Annotated in this window: 13 protein-coding genes; 5 read left to right on the forward strand and 8 right to left on the reverse strand. The window is 38.7% G+C overall.

Features of this window, described 5'->3' with window-relative positions; genetic code table 11:
- Positions 1–39 precede the first annotated feature (39 nt).
- Complete coding sequence (locus tag EPR_RS04840) at positions 40–1,674, reverse strand: nitrite/sulfite reductase (protein ID WP_200762138.1); 1,635 nt, start codon at positions 1,672–1,674, stop codon at positions 40–42.
- Positions 1,675–2,125: 451 nt separating this feature from the next.
- On the opposite strand from EPR_RS04840, the gene EPR_RS04845 reads away from it, so the two are divergent.
- On the forward strand, positions 2,126–3,076 hold the full coding sequence (locus EPR_RS04845; RefSeq protein ID WP_200762139.1) for a GGDEF domain-containing protein: 951 nt from the start codon (positions 2,126–2,128) through the stop codon (positions 3,074–3,076).
- Between the two features lie 63 nt (positions 3,077–3,139).
- Here the strand turns inward: EPR_RS04845 and purH are convergent, their stop codons facing one another.
- Positions 3,140–4,672, reverse strand: a complete 1,533-nt coding sequence (gene purH / locus EPR_RS04850) for a bifunctional phosphoribosylaminoimidazolecarboxamide formyltransferase/IMP cyclohydrolase (protein ID WP_200764163.1) — start codon at positions 4,670–4,672, stop codon at positions 3,140–3,142.
- Positions 4,673–4,777: 105 nt separating this feature from the next.
- Here purH and EPR_RS04855 point away from each other — a divergent pair, with 105 nt between their 5' ends.
- Complete coding sequence (locus EPR_RS04855; RefSeq protein WP_200762140.1) at positions 4,778–5,737, forward strand: 6-phosphofructokinase; 960 nt, start codon at positions 4,778–4,780, stop codon at positions 5,735–5,737.
- Positions 5,738–5,758: 21 nt separating this feature from the next.
- Positions 5,759–7,708, forward strand: a complete 1,950-nt coding sequence (gene acs / locus EPR_RS04860; protein ID WP_200762141.1) for an acetate--CoA ligase — start codon at positions 5,759–5,761, stop codon at positions 7,706–7,708.
- 34 nt (positions 7,709–7,742) lie between these two features.
- Here acs and purL read toward each other — a convergent pair whose 3' ends face one another.
- Positions 7,743–9,950 (reverse strand): phosphoribosylformylglycinamidine synthase subunit PurL, encoded by a 2,208-nt coding sequence (gene purL / locus EPR_RS04865; RefSeq protein ID WP_200762142.1) that lies wholly within the window; start codon positions 9,948–9,950, stop codon positions 7,743–7,745.
- A gap of 115 nt (positions 9,951–10,065) precedes the next feature.
- Between purL and ppsA the strand changes: the two genes are divergently transcribed.
- Positions 10,066–12,489 (forward strand): pyruvate, water dikinase, encoded by a 2,424-nt coding sequence (gene ppsA, locus EPR_RS04870; RefSeq protein WP_200762143.1) that lies wholly within the window; start codon positions 10,066–10,068, stop codon positions 12,487–12,489.
- A 37-nt stretch (positions 12,490–12,526) separates the two neighbouring features.
- Complete coding sequence (locus EPR_RS04875; RefSeq protein ID WP_275944504.1) at positions 12,527–13,054, forward strand: peptidylprolyl isomerase; 528 nt, start codon at positions 12,527–12,529, stop codon at positions 13,052–13,054.
- Between the two features lie 15 nt (positions 13,055–13,069).
- Here the strand turns inward: EPR_RS04875 and EPR_RS04880 are convergent, their stop codons facing one another.
- From EPR_RS04880 to ruvX, 5 genes are all read right to left on the reverse strand, one after another.
- Positions 13,070–13,345: a hypothetical protein gene (locus tag EPR_RS04880; protein WP_200762144.1), complete on the reverse strand. Its 276-nt coding sequence runs from the start codon at positions 13,343–13,345 to the stop codon at positions 13,070–13,072.
- A 138-nt stretch (positions 13,346–13,483) separates the two neighbouring features.
- On the reverse strand, positions 13,484–13,690 hold the full coding sequence (locus EPR_RS04885) for a dodecin family protein (protein WP_200762145.1): 207 nt from the start codon (positions 13,688–13,690) through the stop codon (positions 13,484–13,486).
- A 98-nt stretch (positions 13,691–13,788) separates the two neighbouring features.
- Entirely contained in the window at positions 13,789–16,059 is a 2,271-nt protein-coding gene (metE, locus tag EPR_RS04890) for a 5-methyltetrahydropteroyltriglutamate--homocysteine S-methyltransferase (RefSeq protein WP_200762146.1), read from the reverse strand.
- A gap of 16 nt (positions 16,060–16,075) precedes the next feature.
- Positions 16,076–16,435 (reverse strand): hypothetical protein, encoded by a 360-nt coding sequence (locus EPR_RS04895; protein WP_200762147.1) that lies wholly within the window; start codon positions 16,433–16,435, stop codon positions 16,076–16,078.
- Positions 16,432–16,827, reverse strand: coding sequence for a Holliday junction resolvase RuvX (gene ruvX, locus EPR_RS04900; RefSeq protein ID WP_234697076.1), 396 nt, complete (start codon positions 16,825–16,827; stop codon positions 16,432–16,434). Before ruvX ends, EPR_RS04895 begins: the two co-directional genes overlap by 4 nt.
- Positions 16,828–16,861: the final 34 nt, after the last annotated feature.

The raw sequence follows: 16,861 nt of genomic DNA on the forward strand, positions 1-16,861 counted from the left end.
TAGTTCTATTCAAGAAAGTTTAGTGAAGATATATAAAATTTAAAGGTTGCTTTCAATATATAGGCTTTTTTCAAGATATTTTATGGCTTCATAAAAGTCCTCTTCTATCAGGGTATAGAAATCGAACTCTTTGAAATTAAGCAAAAGATTTTTTTCATTGCTTTTCAGATAGACTTTTTTATCTGTATAGAGTCTGGCCAGAAACCAAAAAGCCAGAAATTCTGAAGAGTAACTATTCAAAATATTTTTTGAAAATTCTTCGAAATCTAAAAAGCCGCTATTTTCAAATTCATCAAGTATCACACTCAAAACGGAGTTTAGTTTTCTAAGCGGCACAGCCCAGTATATCATCCTCGCAGCGGCCTCTGCCTTGGTATAGAGTCCACCAAGATAGAGTCTCACTCCCCTTTCCACTTTCCCGAACAGGTTCGTTCGTATCCCAACAAAACCGATATCTGATAGTATATGTCTCGCACAACCCTTAAGACAGCCGCTATAGCCTATCTTGATGCCAAGTCTGTTAATATCATCTAATATTAATCTATCTGCCTCTTTTTTAGTATCGAAAAGAGAAAATATACAGTATCTGCTTCCGGCGCATGCAAGGATGTTTTCATTTTGAGACAAAGATTCCAAAGGAAAATATCTCTCTCCCAGTCCGATAATATATAGATTCTGATCTGTTCCTATTCTAACTTCACACTCATTTTGTTCTGCAAACTGAACTATTTTTTCAAAAGTTTCGATATCTATCTCCCCGTATCTGCTTTTGAATCTATATGCAAAAGAGCCGTTATTTAGAACAAACCAGTCTTCATTTTCTTTATATTTTTCAGATAACAGAGTACCTGCTTTTATAAACTCCTTTTTATAAAACTCCCCTATTCTCTCTTTAAATTCCTCGATACCTATAAGCTGCAAAAGATGATAAAGCCTCGCCTTTGTCCTGTTCTCTCTAAGGCCGTACTTTTTATACGCCTTTACGATAGCCTCGAAAAGTGGCAGAACTTCATCTTTTTTTACGAAAATATCTGCACTTTTTGCAATTTCGAGATTTTTACCCCCAAGATATAGATTAAACCCTGTCACTCCATCCTTTTGGGCCAGGGCAAAATAGCAGTCGTTTCCGAAAAAGGAGGTGATGTTTTTAGAATTTGCACTGATTGCGGTATTGAATTTTCTGGGAATCATTCCTACAAATTCGGGATTTTTTAAAAAAATTTCCTGCATCTTTAAAATAATCGGATAGACTTCAAAGCGACAGCTCTGCTCTACTCCATCCAGGGGGTCTGTGACTATATTTCTAAAGTTGTCCGTAAGCGTCTGCCAGGATGTGATACCGTTTTTCTCCAAATTTTTATGGATTTCCAAAACGGAACAAAAACTTAAACCATGCAGCTCCATCTGCGCCCTTGAAGTGAGGATAATTCTGGCATCGTGTTTTTTTGCCAGACTCAAAACCATCTTCAGCTTCGAGATTTCTATCCTTCCGGCAGGTATGCGAAGACGCAGCATAAATGTTTCTGGGCTTAGTTTCGTATTATATATGCCGAAATTTTTCAGATAAAATCTGTCTGCTTCTGTCAGACCGTTGTGATTTAGAGTATCTAACTTACTATAATAGTCACAGGGTTTTAATTCTAATTTTAATTTTTCTATCTTGTTAAGTTTCATTTTTTACCAATACTTCTAAATTCAGCTGATTCGATGCTTTAGACTCTCTTTCTTGCTATTTCAATTCAAGTCCGCCACAATCATCAAACGACATTTCATCATGAAACTGTTTTTTTGTCAAGTCCGGTTTAAAACCGCACCTTTTATATAAAGCAACAATTTACTTCATGTTACCAGAAGAAACCGACTATACGTTAAAATGATTCACCGTAGAAGAAAAAATATAAAAAAAGTTGGGTTTTTATATAAAGGCTAAAAGTTTTATGTTAATATTGTCTATTAATTTTATATATCAATATGTTATAAAGGATAAAATATTTATAACAAATTTGTAAATATATACAGAAATCTTTACAAAACTAAAAACGAAGAGTTTTCCCAGGCAATTGCAAGAATCCTATATTCATTATTGGTAATTATATATTTATCAATTCTTAGCTATTTGGAATTATTGAAAGAAAAATACATATTTGTCTTCTCTCTTGCAACTCTCTATTTCATATACTCTATTATTCATGCAATTTGGATATACAAAAAACCTCAAAGCAGTTTTTATAGACAACTTGCAGTTATAATTTCTGATATAGCCGCAGTTTCAATAGGAATGATTGCAGCCGGCGAGGTTGGAAGTTTTTTCTATTTTTTATATTTATGGATCATTTTAGGCAACGGCTTAAGATTTGGAGAAAAACATCTTTATATAGCCACAATTACAGGCATATTGGGATTTTGCACAGTTTTTTATTTTAGCGATTATTGGCGTAGCCAACCATTTTTAAGTTCAGGCTTTCTGTTTTCCCTGTTTGTTCTGCCTCTTTTTTATTTTATTCTTGTTCGCAGGCTGCATAAACAAAACAACAAATTGATAGAAGATCTTAAAAAAACAGAATTTTTTGCGCTCCATGACTCTTTGACAATGCTGCCGAACAGAGCGTTTCTGCTTACAAAAATCGATAAAATGATAAACAATAACAAAACATTTGCATTTCTTTTTATTGATCTGGATAATTTCAAACAGGCCAACGACAAATATGGACACGATTTTGGCGATCAGATACTGAAAGAAGTCGGGAAAAGATTGAAAATATTCGAAAAACAGGGATTTTTTCTGGCACGACTCGGCGGTGATGAATTTGCGATAATTATAAATAGCTGTAATAAAAGTTTTTTAGAAAAAGTAGCAACTGAAATAATCAAAGAGCTGGAAAAACCATACAACCTTACACATAAAATCTCTTTTTTATCAGCAAGTATCGGAATCTATTGTAAAAAGAATAATGAAAAAATCAAAATTTCAGATACTTTGAAAAATGCAGATGAAGCTATGTATATTGCCAAAATAAACAAATTGGGATTCGCTTTTTATGACAAACAAAACAGTTTGGCACTCCAGACAGCTTGAAAAGGGTATTTGATTTTTACAGAGTGGACCAAATTTTTGTTTATGGCCCACTCTTTGCGACAATTAATGCAAAAAGTGTCTCACACCGGTAAAATAGAGAGCTATGCCATGTTCGTCAGCTGCTTCTATAACCTCCTCGTCTCTGATGCTGCCTCCCGGCTCTATCACCGCTTTTACGCCTGCTTTTGCCGCTGCATCTATCGAATCTCTGAAAGGGAAAAACGCCTCGCTTGCCATCGCCGAACCACTCACATCAAGTCCCACTTCCTCGGCTTTTTTAAGAGCACATTTTGCTGCATCTACCCTGCTTGTCATTCCCATTCCGACTGCTACCATAGCAGAATTTTTAACATATACCACACAGTTTGATTTTGTGAGAGCCGCAACTTTATATGCGATTTCCAGGTCTTTCATCTCCTGCTCTGTTGCGGCTCTTTTGCTGACCTGTTTCGCATTTTTTATCTCTTCATCTGTAACTTTGTCGGCATTTTGATAAACAAAACCGCCTTCTATATGCTTGAAATCGTACTTGTCGTTTGCAAGTGTCAGATAATCCGTTCCCTGCTCGAAAATCTTGATTCTTTTTTTGTTTTCAAAAACTTTCAGTGCATCAGGCTCTACACGTGCAGCGATAACAACTTCAATAAAAATTTTGTTTATCTCTTCAGCCAGCTCTTTATCAAGCGTTCCGTTTATAGCAACCACACCACCGAAAGCAGATACCGGATCGCATTTGAGAGCTTCCGTATAGCTCTCTTTGAGTGTCTCTTTTATGGCAAATCCGCAAGGATTTCCGTGTTTTACAATACAAACAGCCGGCTCTTTCCCGAATGCCGCAGCTATTTTTGCCGCCCCGTTTATATCTGTAAGGTTATTGAAACTCGCTTCGCCTTTGAGAGGTTTGAAATATTTTGAAAAAAAATCTTCAAACTGATAAAGAGCCCCTTTTTGATGAGGATTTTCTCCATACCTTGTATCAAAAACCTTCTCTCCAACGATAAATTGTCTGTTTCCGAATCCTTTATTGAATCTTTCATTCATGTAGTTTGCTATCATCGAATCGTAAGCGGCCGTGTGTTCGAAAGCTTTTATCATAAGATCTCTTCTGAACTCTAGACTGTTTTTTCTGTTTTTCAGGGCATCCACAACTTTATCATAATCCTTTGGATCGGTTACAATAATCACACTTTCAAAGTTTTTTGCGGCGCTTCTGACCATTGTAGGTCCGCCGATGTCTATATTTTCTATAATCTCTTCAAAATCATCGGTTTTATTGATGGTCTCTTTAAATGGATAGAGGTTTACACAGACAATATCTATAGGCTCTATTCCCAGTCTTTTAGCCTCCTGTAAATGGTCAATCTTATCTCTTCTATATAAAATACCTCCGTGAACGTATGGATTGAGCGTTTTTACTCTCCCTTCGAAACATTCCGGAAAATCCGTAATTTCACTGATTTCGGTAACTTCCAGACCCGCATCTTTTAAAGTTCTCCATGTACCGCCGGTACTTATTATCTCATAGCCAAGATCTATCAGCTCTTTTGCAAATTTGACAATTCCGCTCTTATCGCTAACACTAAGCAGCGCTCTCATAACTATCCTTTTTCTGTTTTTCATCTACCCTTATGTATGGGCTTTAAAATATATTTTTGGAATTTTAGCTAAAATTTGTTTTAGCGGTGCTAAAAAGGAGCCCACATGAATATAGCTGTTATGTGTTCTGGCGGAGACTGTTCCGGAATGAATCCGGCTATTAAAAGATTTGTAGAATACTCTTTTGAAAAAAATATAAAACCCTTTTTTATCTACGATGGCCTTGAAGGAATGATAGACGGTCATATAAAAGAAGCAGAGTATACGGATGTTTCCGGTATCATTCACAGAGGCGGAACAATTATCAGATCTTCAAGATCAAAAAGATTTTATGAAAAAAAATATAGAAAACAGGCATTTGAAAATCTCAAAAAAAAAGAGATAGAAGCTGTTGTTGTACTTGGCGGAGACGGATCGTTTAAAGCCTGTCAGATTCTAAAAGAAGAATTTGAAATCAATTTTGCAGGAATTCCGGCAACGATCGATAATGATGTATATGGTACAGACTATTGTCTTGGTACTGATACGGCGCTGAATGTTATAAGGCATTCTATTGACAATATCAGGGATACTGCGGCATCTTTCAGCAGAGCGTTTGTTATAGAGACAATGGGAAGAGAATGCGGATATCTTGCCCTTATAAGTGCTCTTACAAGCGGTGCCGAAATGTGTCTGATACCGGAAGCGTCATATGATCTGAATTCTTTGGAAAAAAAATTCAAAAAAGAGATCAAAAAAGGTAGAAACTATTTTATTGCCATAGTTTCCGAAGCTTTGAAAATATCGGAAGATATAAAAAATTGGTTTGAAGAAAAAATCGGTTTTGAAAGCAGGCTCACAATTCTGGGACATATACAAAGAGGTGGAAGCCCTACAATTTTCGACAGACTTATGGCATATGAATTTATGTCTTTTGCACTAGACGGTATTCTCAATAAAAACGAAGATACAATAGTAGTTTATAAAAACAGAAAATTCGGCTATATCAATTCAAAAGAGGTGAGTGAAAACAGATACCAGTTGGATAAAAATATGATTTTGCTTGCGAAAAATATGATGAAATAAAGATGCCCTAAAGGAGATATCATGATCGAATCAGTCCTGCGTGAAGAGAGGATATTTTATCCAAATCCGGAAATAACGGCCAAATCCAATATAAAAAGTATGGAAGAGTATGAAAAACTGGTCGCCTGGGCAGAAAAGGATTTCGAAGGCTTTTGGGATTATTTTGCAAAAGAGAAAATAAATTGGCTTAAACCTTATGAAAAAGTTCTCGATGATTCCGAAGCACCCCATTACAAATGGTTTATAAACGGAAAACTCAATATTACAGAGCAGTGTCTAGATAGACATCTTGAAAAAAGAGGAGAGAAAACGGCTATTCTTTTTGAAGGTGAGCCGGGAGATATAAGAAAAATAACATACAAAGAACTATACGGCGAAGTTAACAGAGTCGCCAATCTCCTGAAACATAAATTCGGTATAAAAAAAGGCGACCGTATCGTCATCTATATGCCTATGATACCCGAAGCTGCCATAGCTATGTTGGCTTGTGCCAGAATCGGTGCAATACATTCCGTTGTTTTCGGAGGTTTTTCAGCTGAAGCTTTAAAAGACAGGATAGAAGATGCAGGTGCCAAAATGGTCATAACTGCAGACGGTGGATATAGAAGAGGAAAACCTTATATGCTCAAACCCCTTGTTGATAAAGCTTTGGCAAACGGCTGTAAGACTATAGAATCCGTTCTTGTTGTAAAAAGAAACAACGAATCCATAAATATGGCAAAGGGCAGAGACTATTTTTACCATGAGCTTGTTCCTAATATGCCGGATATCTGCGAAGCCGAAATCATGGACAGCGAAGATATAGCATTTATTCTTTATACATCCGGCAGTACAGGAAAACCTAAAGGTGTACAGCATGCTATAGGAGGATTTATACTATGGGCACAAATGACTATGGAGTGGGTATTCGATATAAATGAGGAAGATATATACTGGTGTACAGCCGATATAGGCTGGATAACCGGACATACATATATCGTTTACGGACCTCTTGCTTGCGGTGCAACAACAGTGATGTACGAAGGAGTGCCTACATATCCCGACGCCGGAAGATGGTGGCAAATGGCAGAAAAACACAGAGTTACAAAATTTTATACAGCACCTACCGCTATCAGAATTTTGAAAAAACTGGCTCCTGACGAACCAAAAAAATATGACCTCTCATCTTTTGAAATACTTGGAACTGTGGGAGAACCGATAAATCCGGATGCATGGATATGGTACTACGAAACAGTAGGAGGCGGCAGATGCTCTATAGTAGATACCTGGTGGCAGACTGAAACCGGAGGGCATATGATAAGTCCTCTTCCGGGAGCGACTCCTATGAAACCGGGGTCTGCTACAAAACCTCTTCCCGGAATCTTTGCGGAAGTTTTCCTGGAAGACGGCACAAAAGCAAAAGTCAACGAAGGGGGATTCTTGTGCATAACAAAACCGTGGCCCAGTATGATCAGAAACATCTGGAGGGATCCTGAGAGATACAAAAAAACCTATTTCAGTTTCAAGGACAATATTTATCTCACAGGCGACGATGCCAGAATCGACGAAGACGGATACATTTGGATAATGGGAAGAGCGGACGATGTCATAAATGTTTCCGGACACAGGCTTGGAACTATGGAGATAGAATCAGCCATAGCAAAATATGAAAAAATAGCGGAAGTTGCTGTTGTTGGAAAACCTGATGAAATAAAAGGAGAAGCTATATTTGCATTTATCGTTCCCAAAGAAAAAATAACCGATCCGGAAAAATTCAAAAAAGAGACACAAGAAGTCGTAACTAAGGAGATAGGACCAATAGCCAAACCGGACTATATCGTTATTACCGAAGGGTTGCCTAAAACAAGAAGCGGGAAGATAATGAGAAGGATACTCAAAGCCATAGCTGCAGGCAAAGAGATAACTCAGGATATTTCCACACTAGAAAATCCTGAAATTGTAAAAAAACTCCAGTCTTCCAAACCGATTTGAGAAAGGATATCTCTAAAGAGGGGAACCCCCTCTTTTACAGATCCCTTTCTATCTCTTTTTTGAATGTATTGAAATAGATATCTTTCAGTTTTTCCATATCCATTTCTATATCGCAAAGAGTGAATCTGTTTCCGCCTATCGTACCGAGTGGAACGGCATGAATTCCTATTTCTGCTGCCAACTCTTCTAAAGCGTGCATATTTTTCGGATCAATTTCAACGAGAGCCCGGCTAAATGTTTCACTGAATATCAATCTACTATCTTCAAAACAGAAGTTACCCAAAAACCCCTTATCTCCAACAGCCGCCATCTTTGCAAGACTGATCGCTATACCGCCGACTCCCACATCTTTTGCAGCTTTCAAAAGCCCTCTTTTGTTTCCTTCGATTACAAATTTCCAGAGTTTCAGCTCTTTTTCGTAATCGATTTTCGGAAGTTCACCGGCAACAATATCAAAAAGCTCTTTGAAATAGAGACTTCCGCCAAACTCTTTTTCGGTATCGCCTATAAGATATACCACATCATTCTCATCCTGAAAAGATGAAGGCAAAACCTTTTCCTGAGATTCGTTCACTCCTACCATTGCGATTGTAGGTGTAGGGTATACGCTTACTCCGTTTGTTTCGTTATACAAAGATACGTTCCCGCTCACGACAGGAGTGTTAAGAGCGCTGCAGGCCTCTTTTATACCTTCGCATCCCTGTGCAAACTGCCACATCACCTCAGGATTTTCAGGGTTTCCGTAATTCAGACAGTCCGTTATCGCCAAAGGCTGGGCACCGCTCATTGCCACGTTTCTTCCGCTCTCCATCACTGCCGCCGCAGCTCCACCTTTCGGGTCTATGTAGCAATATCTCGGATTGCAGTCACTGCTGAGAGCTATAGCTTTTTTGTTCTCTTTTACTCTTATTACAGATGCGTCGTTGGAACCGGCATTTTTGACGGTGTTAGTCTGTACCATGGAGTCATACTGCTCATATATCCATGATTTGTCAACAACCTCTAAAGAGTGGATAAGTTTTTCGAAGGCTTCCTGATTTTCAACTCTCCTTACAGTATCGATACTTACCTCTTTTATTTCGTCAAGATAAGCAGGTCTTTTGACCGGTCTGTCAAGAACCGGCGCCTCTTCGCTGACAGGATCAACAGGAATTTCGGCAACTTTTTCCCCATGCCAGTAAAGTTCCATTACCCCTGTATCGGTAACTTCTCCTATCACCTCTGCATCGAGCTCCCATTTTTTGAAAATCTCTATAACTTTATCTTCGGTACCTTTTTTGGCACATATCAGCATTCTCTCCTGTGACTCGGAAAGCATAAGCTCATATGGTGTCATCCCCTCTTCTCTCATAGGCACCTTGTCCAGGTACATCTTCATACCACTCCCGGATCTACCGGCCATCTCAAATGAACTTGATGTAAGTCCTGCAGCACCCATATCCTGAATACCTACAACATAATCGGTTTTAAAAAGTTCAAGACATGCTTCCAGAAGAAGTTTTTCAGTAAAAGGGTCTCCCACTTGAACGGTAGGTCTTAATGATTTACTCTCTTCGGTAAAACTGTCAGAGCTCATTACGGCTCCGCCAAGCCCGTCGCGACCTGTTTTGCTCCCCACGTATATGACAGGGTTTCCTATACCTTCGGCACGCCCGTAAAAAATTTCATCTTTTTTACAGATACCGAGTGTAAAAGCATTTACGAGAATATTTCCGTTATAGCACTTGTCAAAGGTTGTCTCTCCTCCTACTGTCGGAACTCCCATACAGTTTCCATATCCACCTATTCCGGCTACGACACCTCTGACAAGATATCTTTGATGTGCTCCGATTTCATCATCTCTTTTGACTTCTCCGAATCTCAAAGCGTTCAGGTTTGCAACAGGCCTTGCTCCCATGGTAAAGATGTCTCTAAGTATTCCTCCAACCCCGGTTGCGGCTCCCTGATACGGTTCTATAAAACTTGGATGGTTATGGCTCTCCATTTTGAAAACCGCGGCAATTCCGTCACCGATATCTATAACACCTGCATTTTCACCGGGACCTTGTATAACCCAAGGCGCTTTAGTGGGAAAGCCTCTAAGATATTTTTTACTAGATTTATAGCTGCAGTGCTCGCTCCACATCGCACTGAAAATTCCAATTTCTACAAGATTGGGTTCTCTTCCAAGTATTTTTTTTATATGTTCATAATCTTCAAGTGAGAGTTTATGAGCTTTCAGAATATCCTGTAAATCCTCCATAAAAATCCCTTCGCAAAAATCTTTGAAGAATTTTACAAAAAAAGTGCTAAATAAGATATAAATTATTTTTGTTTGAGTATAATTAGCCAACTAAAATCGATGGGAGTTTTCAGCAATGAAGTATATCAAATTCTTCAAAGAGCTTAGCAATAAAGATGTACCGCTTGTGGGCGGAAAAAATGCCAGCCTTGGTGAGATGTATCAGGAACTTGTTCCTATGGGCATAAAAGTACCGAACGGTTTTGCAATTACAAGCGATGCATACTGGTATCTGCTTGACAGTGCGGGTCTTAGAGAAAAAATCAAAGAGCTTTTGCAAGATGTTGATACAACAGACATTGGTGTTTTACGAATCAGAGCAAAAGAGATAAGAGAGATGATATTCGGAACACCTCTTCCAAAAGACCTGATGGATGAGATACTCGAAGCATACAGAAAACTGAGCCAGGAATATGGAATGGAAGAGGCGGATGTGGCAGTCAGGAGTTCTGCAACAGCAGAAGACCTTCCTGATGCCTCTTTTGCAGGACAGCAGGACACTTATCTGAATGTTCAGGGAAAATCACAGCTTATACACTATGTCAAATCTTGTTTTGCATCACTTTTTACCGACAGAGCTATTAGCTACAGAGCCTCAAGAGGATTTGACCATTTTCAGGTTGCGCTCTCTGTGGGTGTACAGAAAATGGTAAGAAGTGACAAAGCTTCAAGCGGTGTAATGTTCAGTATCGACACAGAAACCGGATTTAAAAATGCAGTATTTATCACTTCTAGCTGGGGGCTTGGCGAGAATGTTGTCGGAGGTACAGTAAATCCTGATGAATTTTACGTATTCAAACCCACTTTGGAAGAAGGCAAGAAACCGATACTAAAAAGACAGCTGGGACACAAACATATAAAAATGGTCTACTCTGCTCCCGGAAGCGAACATCCTACACATAACGTACCTACAAGCGAAGAGGAATTTAAAAGTTTCTCTCTTACCGATGAGGAGGTTTTGGAACTTGCAAAATACGCAGTTATTATAGAAAAACACTACTCCGCAGAAGCCGGTGAATACAGACCTATGGATATGGAGTGGGCAAAAGACGGCGTAAGCGGGGACCTTTTTATAGTTCAGGCAAGACCCGAAACAGTTCAGAGCCAAAAGATGAAACATGAAGCCCAGGTACTTGAAAAATATATTTTAAAAGCCGATCCGAAAGATAAAAAAGTGCTTGTATCTGGAAAAGCGGTCGGCGGTAAGATAGGAGCCGGAAAAGTAAGAGTAATAGAATCGCTCGAAAGAATAAACGAATTCCAGGAAGGTGAAATCCTTGTGACTGACAATACCGATCCTGACTGGGAACCTGCTATGAAAAAAGCCGCAGCGGTTGTTACCAACAGAGGGGGAAGAACCTGCCATGCTGCAATCGTCGCCAGAGAAATAGGCGTTCCGGCGATTGTGGGTGCAGTCGGAGCGACTGAAGTTTTAAAAGACGGTATGGAAGTAACTGTCAGTTGTGCCGAAGGAGAAGAAGGTTATGTATATGAAGGCAGACTCCCGTTTGAAGTAGAAACTATCGACCTGAGTTCTCTTGAAAAACCTAAAACAAAAATATATATGAATGTGGGTAATCCAGAGCGCGCTTTCGCTTTTGCCCAGATTCCAAGTGACGGTGTGGGTCTTGCAAGAATGGAATTTATCATAAACAATTATATCAAAGCCCATCCTCTTGCTCTTGTGGATATGTATAACGGCAAAGAAGATGTGTTGGACAAAGAGGCCATCGAAAATATTATGAGCGGATATGAAAATCCTAAAGATTTCTTTATAAAAAAGATAACAGAAGGTGTCGGTATGATAGCGGCAGCTTTCTATCCAGATCCAGTCATCGTCAGGACCAGCGATTTTAAATCAAATGAATATAAAAGAATGGTCGGCGGCGCAGAGTATGAACCACATGAAGAAAACCCCATGATTGGATACAGGGGCGCAAGCAGATACTACAGCGAGACTTACAGACCCGCTTTTGAATGGGAATGCGAAGCGCTCAAAATTGTCAGAGACGAGATGGGCCTTACAAATATGAAACTTATGCTACCGTTTGTAAGGACTCCTGAAGAAGGAAGAAAAGTCCTTGAAATAATGAGAGAAAAAGGACTCATTCAGGGAGAAAACGGACTTGAAATCTATGTCATGTGTGAACTTCCGAGCAATGTTATACTTGCAGACGAATTCCTTAAAGATTTTGACGGATTTAGCATAGGTTCAAACGACCTTACACAGCTGACTCTCGGTGTAGACAGAGACGGCGAGCTCGTAAGCCATATATTTGACGAAAGAAATGAAGCAGTAAAAAGAATGTTAGAGATGGCTATAAGTTCATGTAAAAAAGCGGGTAAATATGTAGGAATATGCGGGCAGGCACCTTCTGATTATCCGGAAATTGCAGAGTTTTTGGTAGAAAACGGCATAACATCAATATCTTTGAACCCTGACTCCGTACTTTCAACATGGCCTACAATTTTGAAAATCGAAGAAAAGTTGGGCAGATAACCGGTCGCTTCTTTGCGGCCGCTGTAAAAGGATTTATATGAAAAAGTTTTTTGCTATATTGATTATGACCCTCTCTATGATTTATGCATCCGAAAATTTTCCTATAGCTGTACTCGAAACAAACCAGGGTACGATTGAAATCGAACTAAGACCTGATATTGCTCCGAAAGCTGTTGAAAATTTCTCAACTCATATAAAGAACGGCTACTATAACGGTATCATTTTTCACAGAGTTATAAAAAACTTTATGATACAGGGCGGTGACCCTACAGGAACCGGTAGAGGTGGAGAATCTATATGGGGCAAACCCTTTGAAGATGAGTTTGCACCCAATGTTATATTTGACAAACCTGGAATAGTAGCAATGGCAAACAGAGGACCAAATACAAATGGAAGCCAGTTTTTTATAACAACAAAACCGACTCCATGGCTTAATGGCGGATATACAATATTTGGCTATGTAAAAAATGGAATGGATGTGGTAAGAAAAATAGAATTTGCCGAAACTGACAGATGGGACAGGCCTATTGAAGATCAGAAAATTTTAAAAGCATACATAAAATAATATATACAGTCAAAATCATCTGTTTCTGATGGTTTTGACTCTCTCATCTTTCTTTTCAAAACATCTGCTTTCAATAACAACTATAAAGCGATAGAAAAAGTAAATCATACCCATTATAAAAACTGTTTTGCCGATTATATTCCATTCACTCCAGTACCATGAGAGACTCAAAATAGAAGATATCTCATAAAGAAAAATTGTCTGAAGAAAAAGAAAAACAACAGGTGCTATATATCTGCATTCTCTTCTCTCTTTTCCCTCAAATTTTCTGTCAATATTTTTGTTCGTCATCAACTTTCTTCATAATTTAAGAATATAAGGTTTAATTATTTTATTGAAAAAAAGTAAATTTAATTCTTAAATAGAAAAGTTTCGTTATAAAAGATCTTACAGAGAAAAACAGTCAAAAAAGCAAAACGAACAGCACTATTAGTGTTTGACTACAAAAGATATTTTTGCCACTACTCTATATTGTGTTATCTTGTTGTCCTCTACTTTTGCACTCATATCTTTTATATAGATCGATTTAATGTCATGGATACTTTTCGATGCTTCATCTATCGCATTTTGAGCCGCATCTTCCCAACTTTTTTCAGACTGGGAGATGACTTCAATCACCTTTACTACATTAGACATCTTTTCCTCCTTTTAATTTTTTGTAACAAATACATTATATCATATAATAGAACTCTTTAAGTGATAATGGACGGAGTAGCATAGCTACTCCGTCAAATCTAAAGAGTCACGATTTTGGCTCTTATGTTTCTCGTTGCTTTTACCATATTTTCAAGTGAAGGGATAACCTCTTCCCATTTTCTGGTCTTAAGGCCACAATCAGGATTTACCCAGAGTTTGGAAGCAGGAAAGACGGATAGTCTATCCGCTATCTCTTTTTCCAACTCTTCTACACTAGGGATCCTAGGCGAGTGAATATCATAAACTCCCGCCCCTACCTCTTTTTGGTAGTTGTAGTTTTTAAAAGCTTCAAGAAGTCTGTTGCCGTTTCTGGCAGTCTCTATTGTTATCACATCGGCATCCATAGCATCAATAGTAGGCATAATATCATTGAAATCACTGTAACACATATGCGTATGAATCTGGGTCTCGGGTTTTGCCACAGCAGTAGAGATTTTAAATGCTTCGACTGCAACTCTTTCATATTGAGCTCTGTTTTCGCTTCTTAACGGATAGCCCTCTTTGAAAGCGGCCTCGTCCACCTGAATAATTTTTATACCGGCATCCTGTAGGTCAGCAACTTCATCCGCAATAGCTAAAGCCATCTGTTTATAAACTGTCTCTTTTGGTAAATCATCCCTTACAAATGACCAGTTGAGCATAGTGACAGGGCCTGTGAGCATCCCTTTCATAATTTTTTCGGTCCTGCTTTGTGCATATGTTATCCACTCCACTGTCATCGGCTTGGGACGGCTAATGTCGCCGAATATGATGGGAGGTTTTACGCATCTGCTGCCATAGCTTTGAACCCATCCGTTCTGGCTAAACGTTACACCTTCAAGCATCTCGCCGAAATACTCAACCATATCGTTACGTTCGAATTCTCCGTGAACAAGAACATCAAGTCCCGCCTCTTCCTGGACTTTTACACAGTAGTCTATAAACTCTTTGATTTTCGATTTATATTCCTTTTCACCGATTGCGCCCTCTTTGAAATCTTTTCGGAGTTTCCTAACTTCTGCAGTCTGCGGAAAACTTCCGATAGTAGTTGTAGGGAGAATCGGATATTTCAAAACTTCGTGCTGAATTTTCAAACGCTGGGGCGCCGGCATTTGACGCTCTTTTTGAGTATATGTAAGACTCTCCAATCTCTCTTTGACACTCAAAGAGTGAATTTGAACGGAGCTTTTTCTGGTTTTGTTCACTTTTCTGTTTTTTAAGTACGGTTCTTCGTCGATACCTAGTGTTTCGCCTCTGTAGAGCTTGTCTATAATACGAAGCTCATCCAGTTTTTCCAGAGCGAAACTCAGCCAAGATTTTACATTCTTATCCATCTTCTCTTCATATCTGAGAGTATAGGGGACATGAAGCAAAGAACAACTGCTTGAAACTATCACCTGCTCTTTTTCAATAGGCAACTTATTTAAAAACTCCACTTTGCCGTCGATATCGCTTACCCATATATTTCTTCCGTCAACAACTCCGGCAATCAACAATTTCCCGCTTTTTGCGATTTTTTCCACACTGTCAAGATTTTTAGGACCGTATACAAAGTCGAGTCCTATTCCTTTTATATCAGTATTTACCAGAACATCGACCGCTTCGTTTGCATGTTCGAAATAGGTAGAAACGAATATATCGATATTTCCGGCAATATTTGATAGCTTTGAGTATGCTGATTCCAAAGCTTTCAACATCTTTTTCGAAGGGTCTTTGACAAGAGCGGGTTCATCAAACTGAACAGTTATATTTTTATCGAGTCTGGAAATCGTTCTTAAAATTTCTGCATAGATTTCTACCGCACTCTCAAGCTCGTCCAAAGGATCATTCCCTTTTGTACCTCTTGCAAAATCTAAAAAAGTTACAGGTCCTATCAGGTTTATTTTTGTCTTTATACCGTTCTCTTTTGCTTCCGTATATTCAGAAACTATTTTTTCCGTATTAGGGCTGAATTTTTGTCCAGGCTCAATTTCAGGCACAAAATAGTGATAGTTGGTATTGAGCCATTTTGTCATTGCCAGAGCTTTATGCTTACTGTCTCCTCTTGCCATTGCAAAATACCTCTCAAAGGAATCTTCGATATCTCTGTATCTTGCAGGTTCGGCTCCCATCATAACAATAGTATCTATCATCAGATCGTAAAAACTGAAATCATTGCTCGATATATAGTCGATACCGGCATCTTTTTGATAGTTCCAGTGTCTTATTCTAAGCTCTTTTGCCGTTTTTTGAAGCTCATCTCTGTTTATATTTTTATTCCAGTAGTTTTCAAGCGCTTTTTTAAGTTCTCTTTGTTCTCCTATTCTTGGAAAACCGTGAATATATCTCATATTCTCCTCCATTATTTTAATTTTTAACAAGTGAAAAAGTGAAAAGAAAAAATTTTAATGGAGGTGCAAGTCCTGTTTTTGTTTTTCTGCAGGGACAGATAGGGGGTTTTTTGATTTTAGAGAGTTTTAAAGCACGGTGGGCTTTACAGGTAAAAAAAAGATTGCAATAACAAGGTTTTCTTGAGACAAATGAAAAAAGCCCGGGCGGATCGTTTAGAAGCTCTTCAATATCTTCTTCGCCGCTTTTGCAGTAGTTTTGCAATATATAAATATATCTTCTTGCTTTTGAAAAAAGTGCAGCAATTTTCTTTTCGCTTACCGTAGCCTGAATGGCAGCAAGTGAAAAATATTTTCCTTTAAATCCGCGTGCAATCATTTTCTGTTTTCTTCCAGCCATCTCTCAAGTATAATCTGTGCAGCAAGAGAATCGATCCTGCCGTCTCTTTTTTGTTTAATTATACCGCGTGTACGCTCCAGCGCCTCTTTGCTTGAAAAGCTCTCATCTTGATAATAGACTTTTCCGTCAAAATCAAGCAATGATGCAAAATGGTGAGCTCTTTTTCTCATCTCCTCCTCGCTGCTCCCTCCAACAGGTACTCCTACAATCAGTATATCAATTTCGTACTCTTTTAAAATTCGGCTCACATCGGCTGCAGCCTGCTTTCTGTTCTTTCTTAATACCGCTTTTAGAGGTAGTACAATCTTTCCGTCAGGTGATATAGCTATGCCTATCCTTTTAAGACCTATATCGATTGCCGCTGCCTTCACTTTTAAAATCTCCTCGAAAAGGCCGTATAAACAC

The organism is Nitrosophilus alvini (genome assembly GCF_015100395.1).
GTDB lineage: Bacteria > Campylobacterota > Campylobacteria > Campylobacterales > Nitratiruptoraceae > Nitrosophilus > Nitrosophilus alvini.

Coding starts and splice junctions, on each gene's coding strand:
- EPR_RS04885 (WP_200762145.1), bottom strand. CDS start 13,690: ATGTCTAATGTAGTAAAGGTGATTGAAGTCATCTCCCAGTCTGAAAAA.
- EPR_RS04880 (WP_200762144.1), bottom strand. CDS start 13,345: ATGACGAACAAAAATATTGACAGAAAATTTGAGGGAAAAGAGAGAAGA.
- purH (WP_200764163.1), bottom strand. CDS start 4,672: ATGAGAGCGCTGCTTAGTGTTAGCGATAAGAGCGGAATTGTCAAATTT.
- EPR_RS04875 (WP_275944504.1), top strand. CDS start 12,527: ATGAAAAAGTTTTTTGCTATATTGATTATGACCCTCTCTATGATTTAT.
- ppsA (WP_200762143.1), top strand. CDS start 10,066: ATGAAGTATATCAAATTCTTCAAAGAGCTTAGCAATAAAGATGTACCG.
- EPR_RS04855 (WP_200762140.1), top strand. CDS start 4,778: ATGAATATAGCTGTTATGTGTTCTGGCGGAGACTGTTCCGGAATGAAT.
- EPR_RS04895 (WP_200762147.1), bottom strand. CDS start 16,435: ATGATTGCACGCGGATTTAAAGGAAAATATTTTTCACTTGCTGCCATT.
- acs (WP_200762141.1), top strand. CDS start 5,759: ATGATCGAATCAGTCCTGCGTGAAGAGAGGATATTTTATCCAAATCCG.
- EPR_RS04840 (WP_200762138.1), bottom strand. CDS start 1,674: ATGAAACTTAACAAGATAGAAAAATTAAAATTAGAATTAAAACCCTGT.
- purL (WP_200762142.1), bottom strand. CDS start 9,950: ATGGAGGATTTACAGGATATTCTGAAAGCTCATAAACTCTCACTTGAA.
- metE (WP_200762146.1), bottom strand. CDS start 16,059: ATGAGATATATTCACGGTTTTCCAAGAATAGGAGAACAAAGAGAACTT.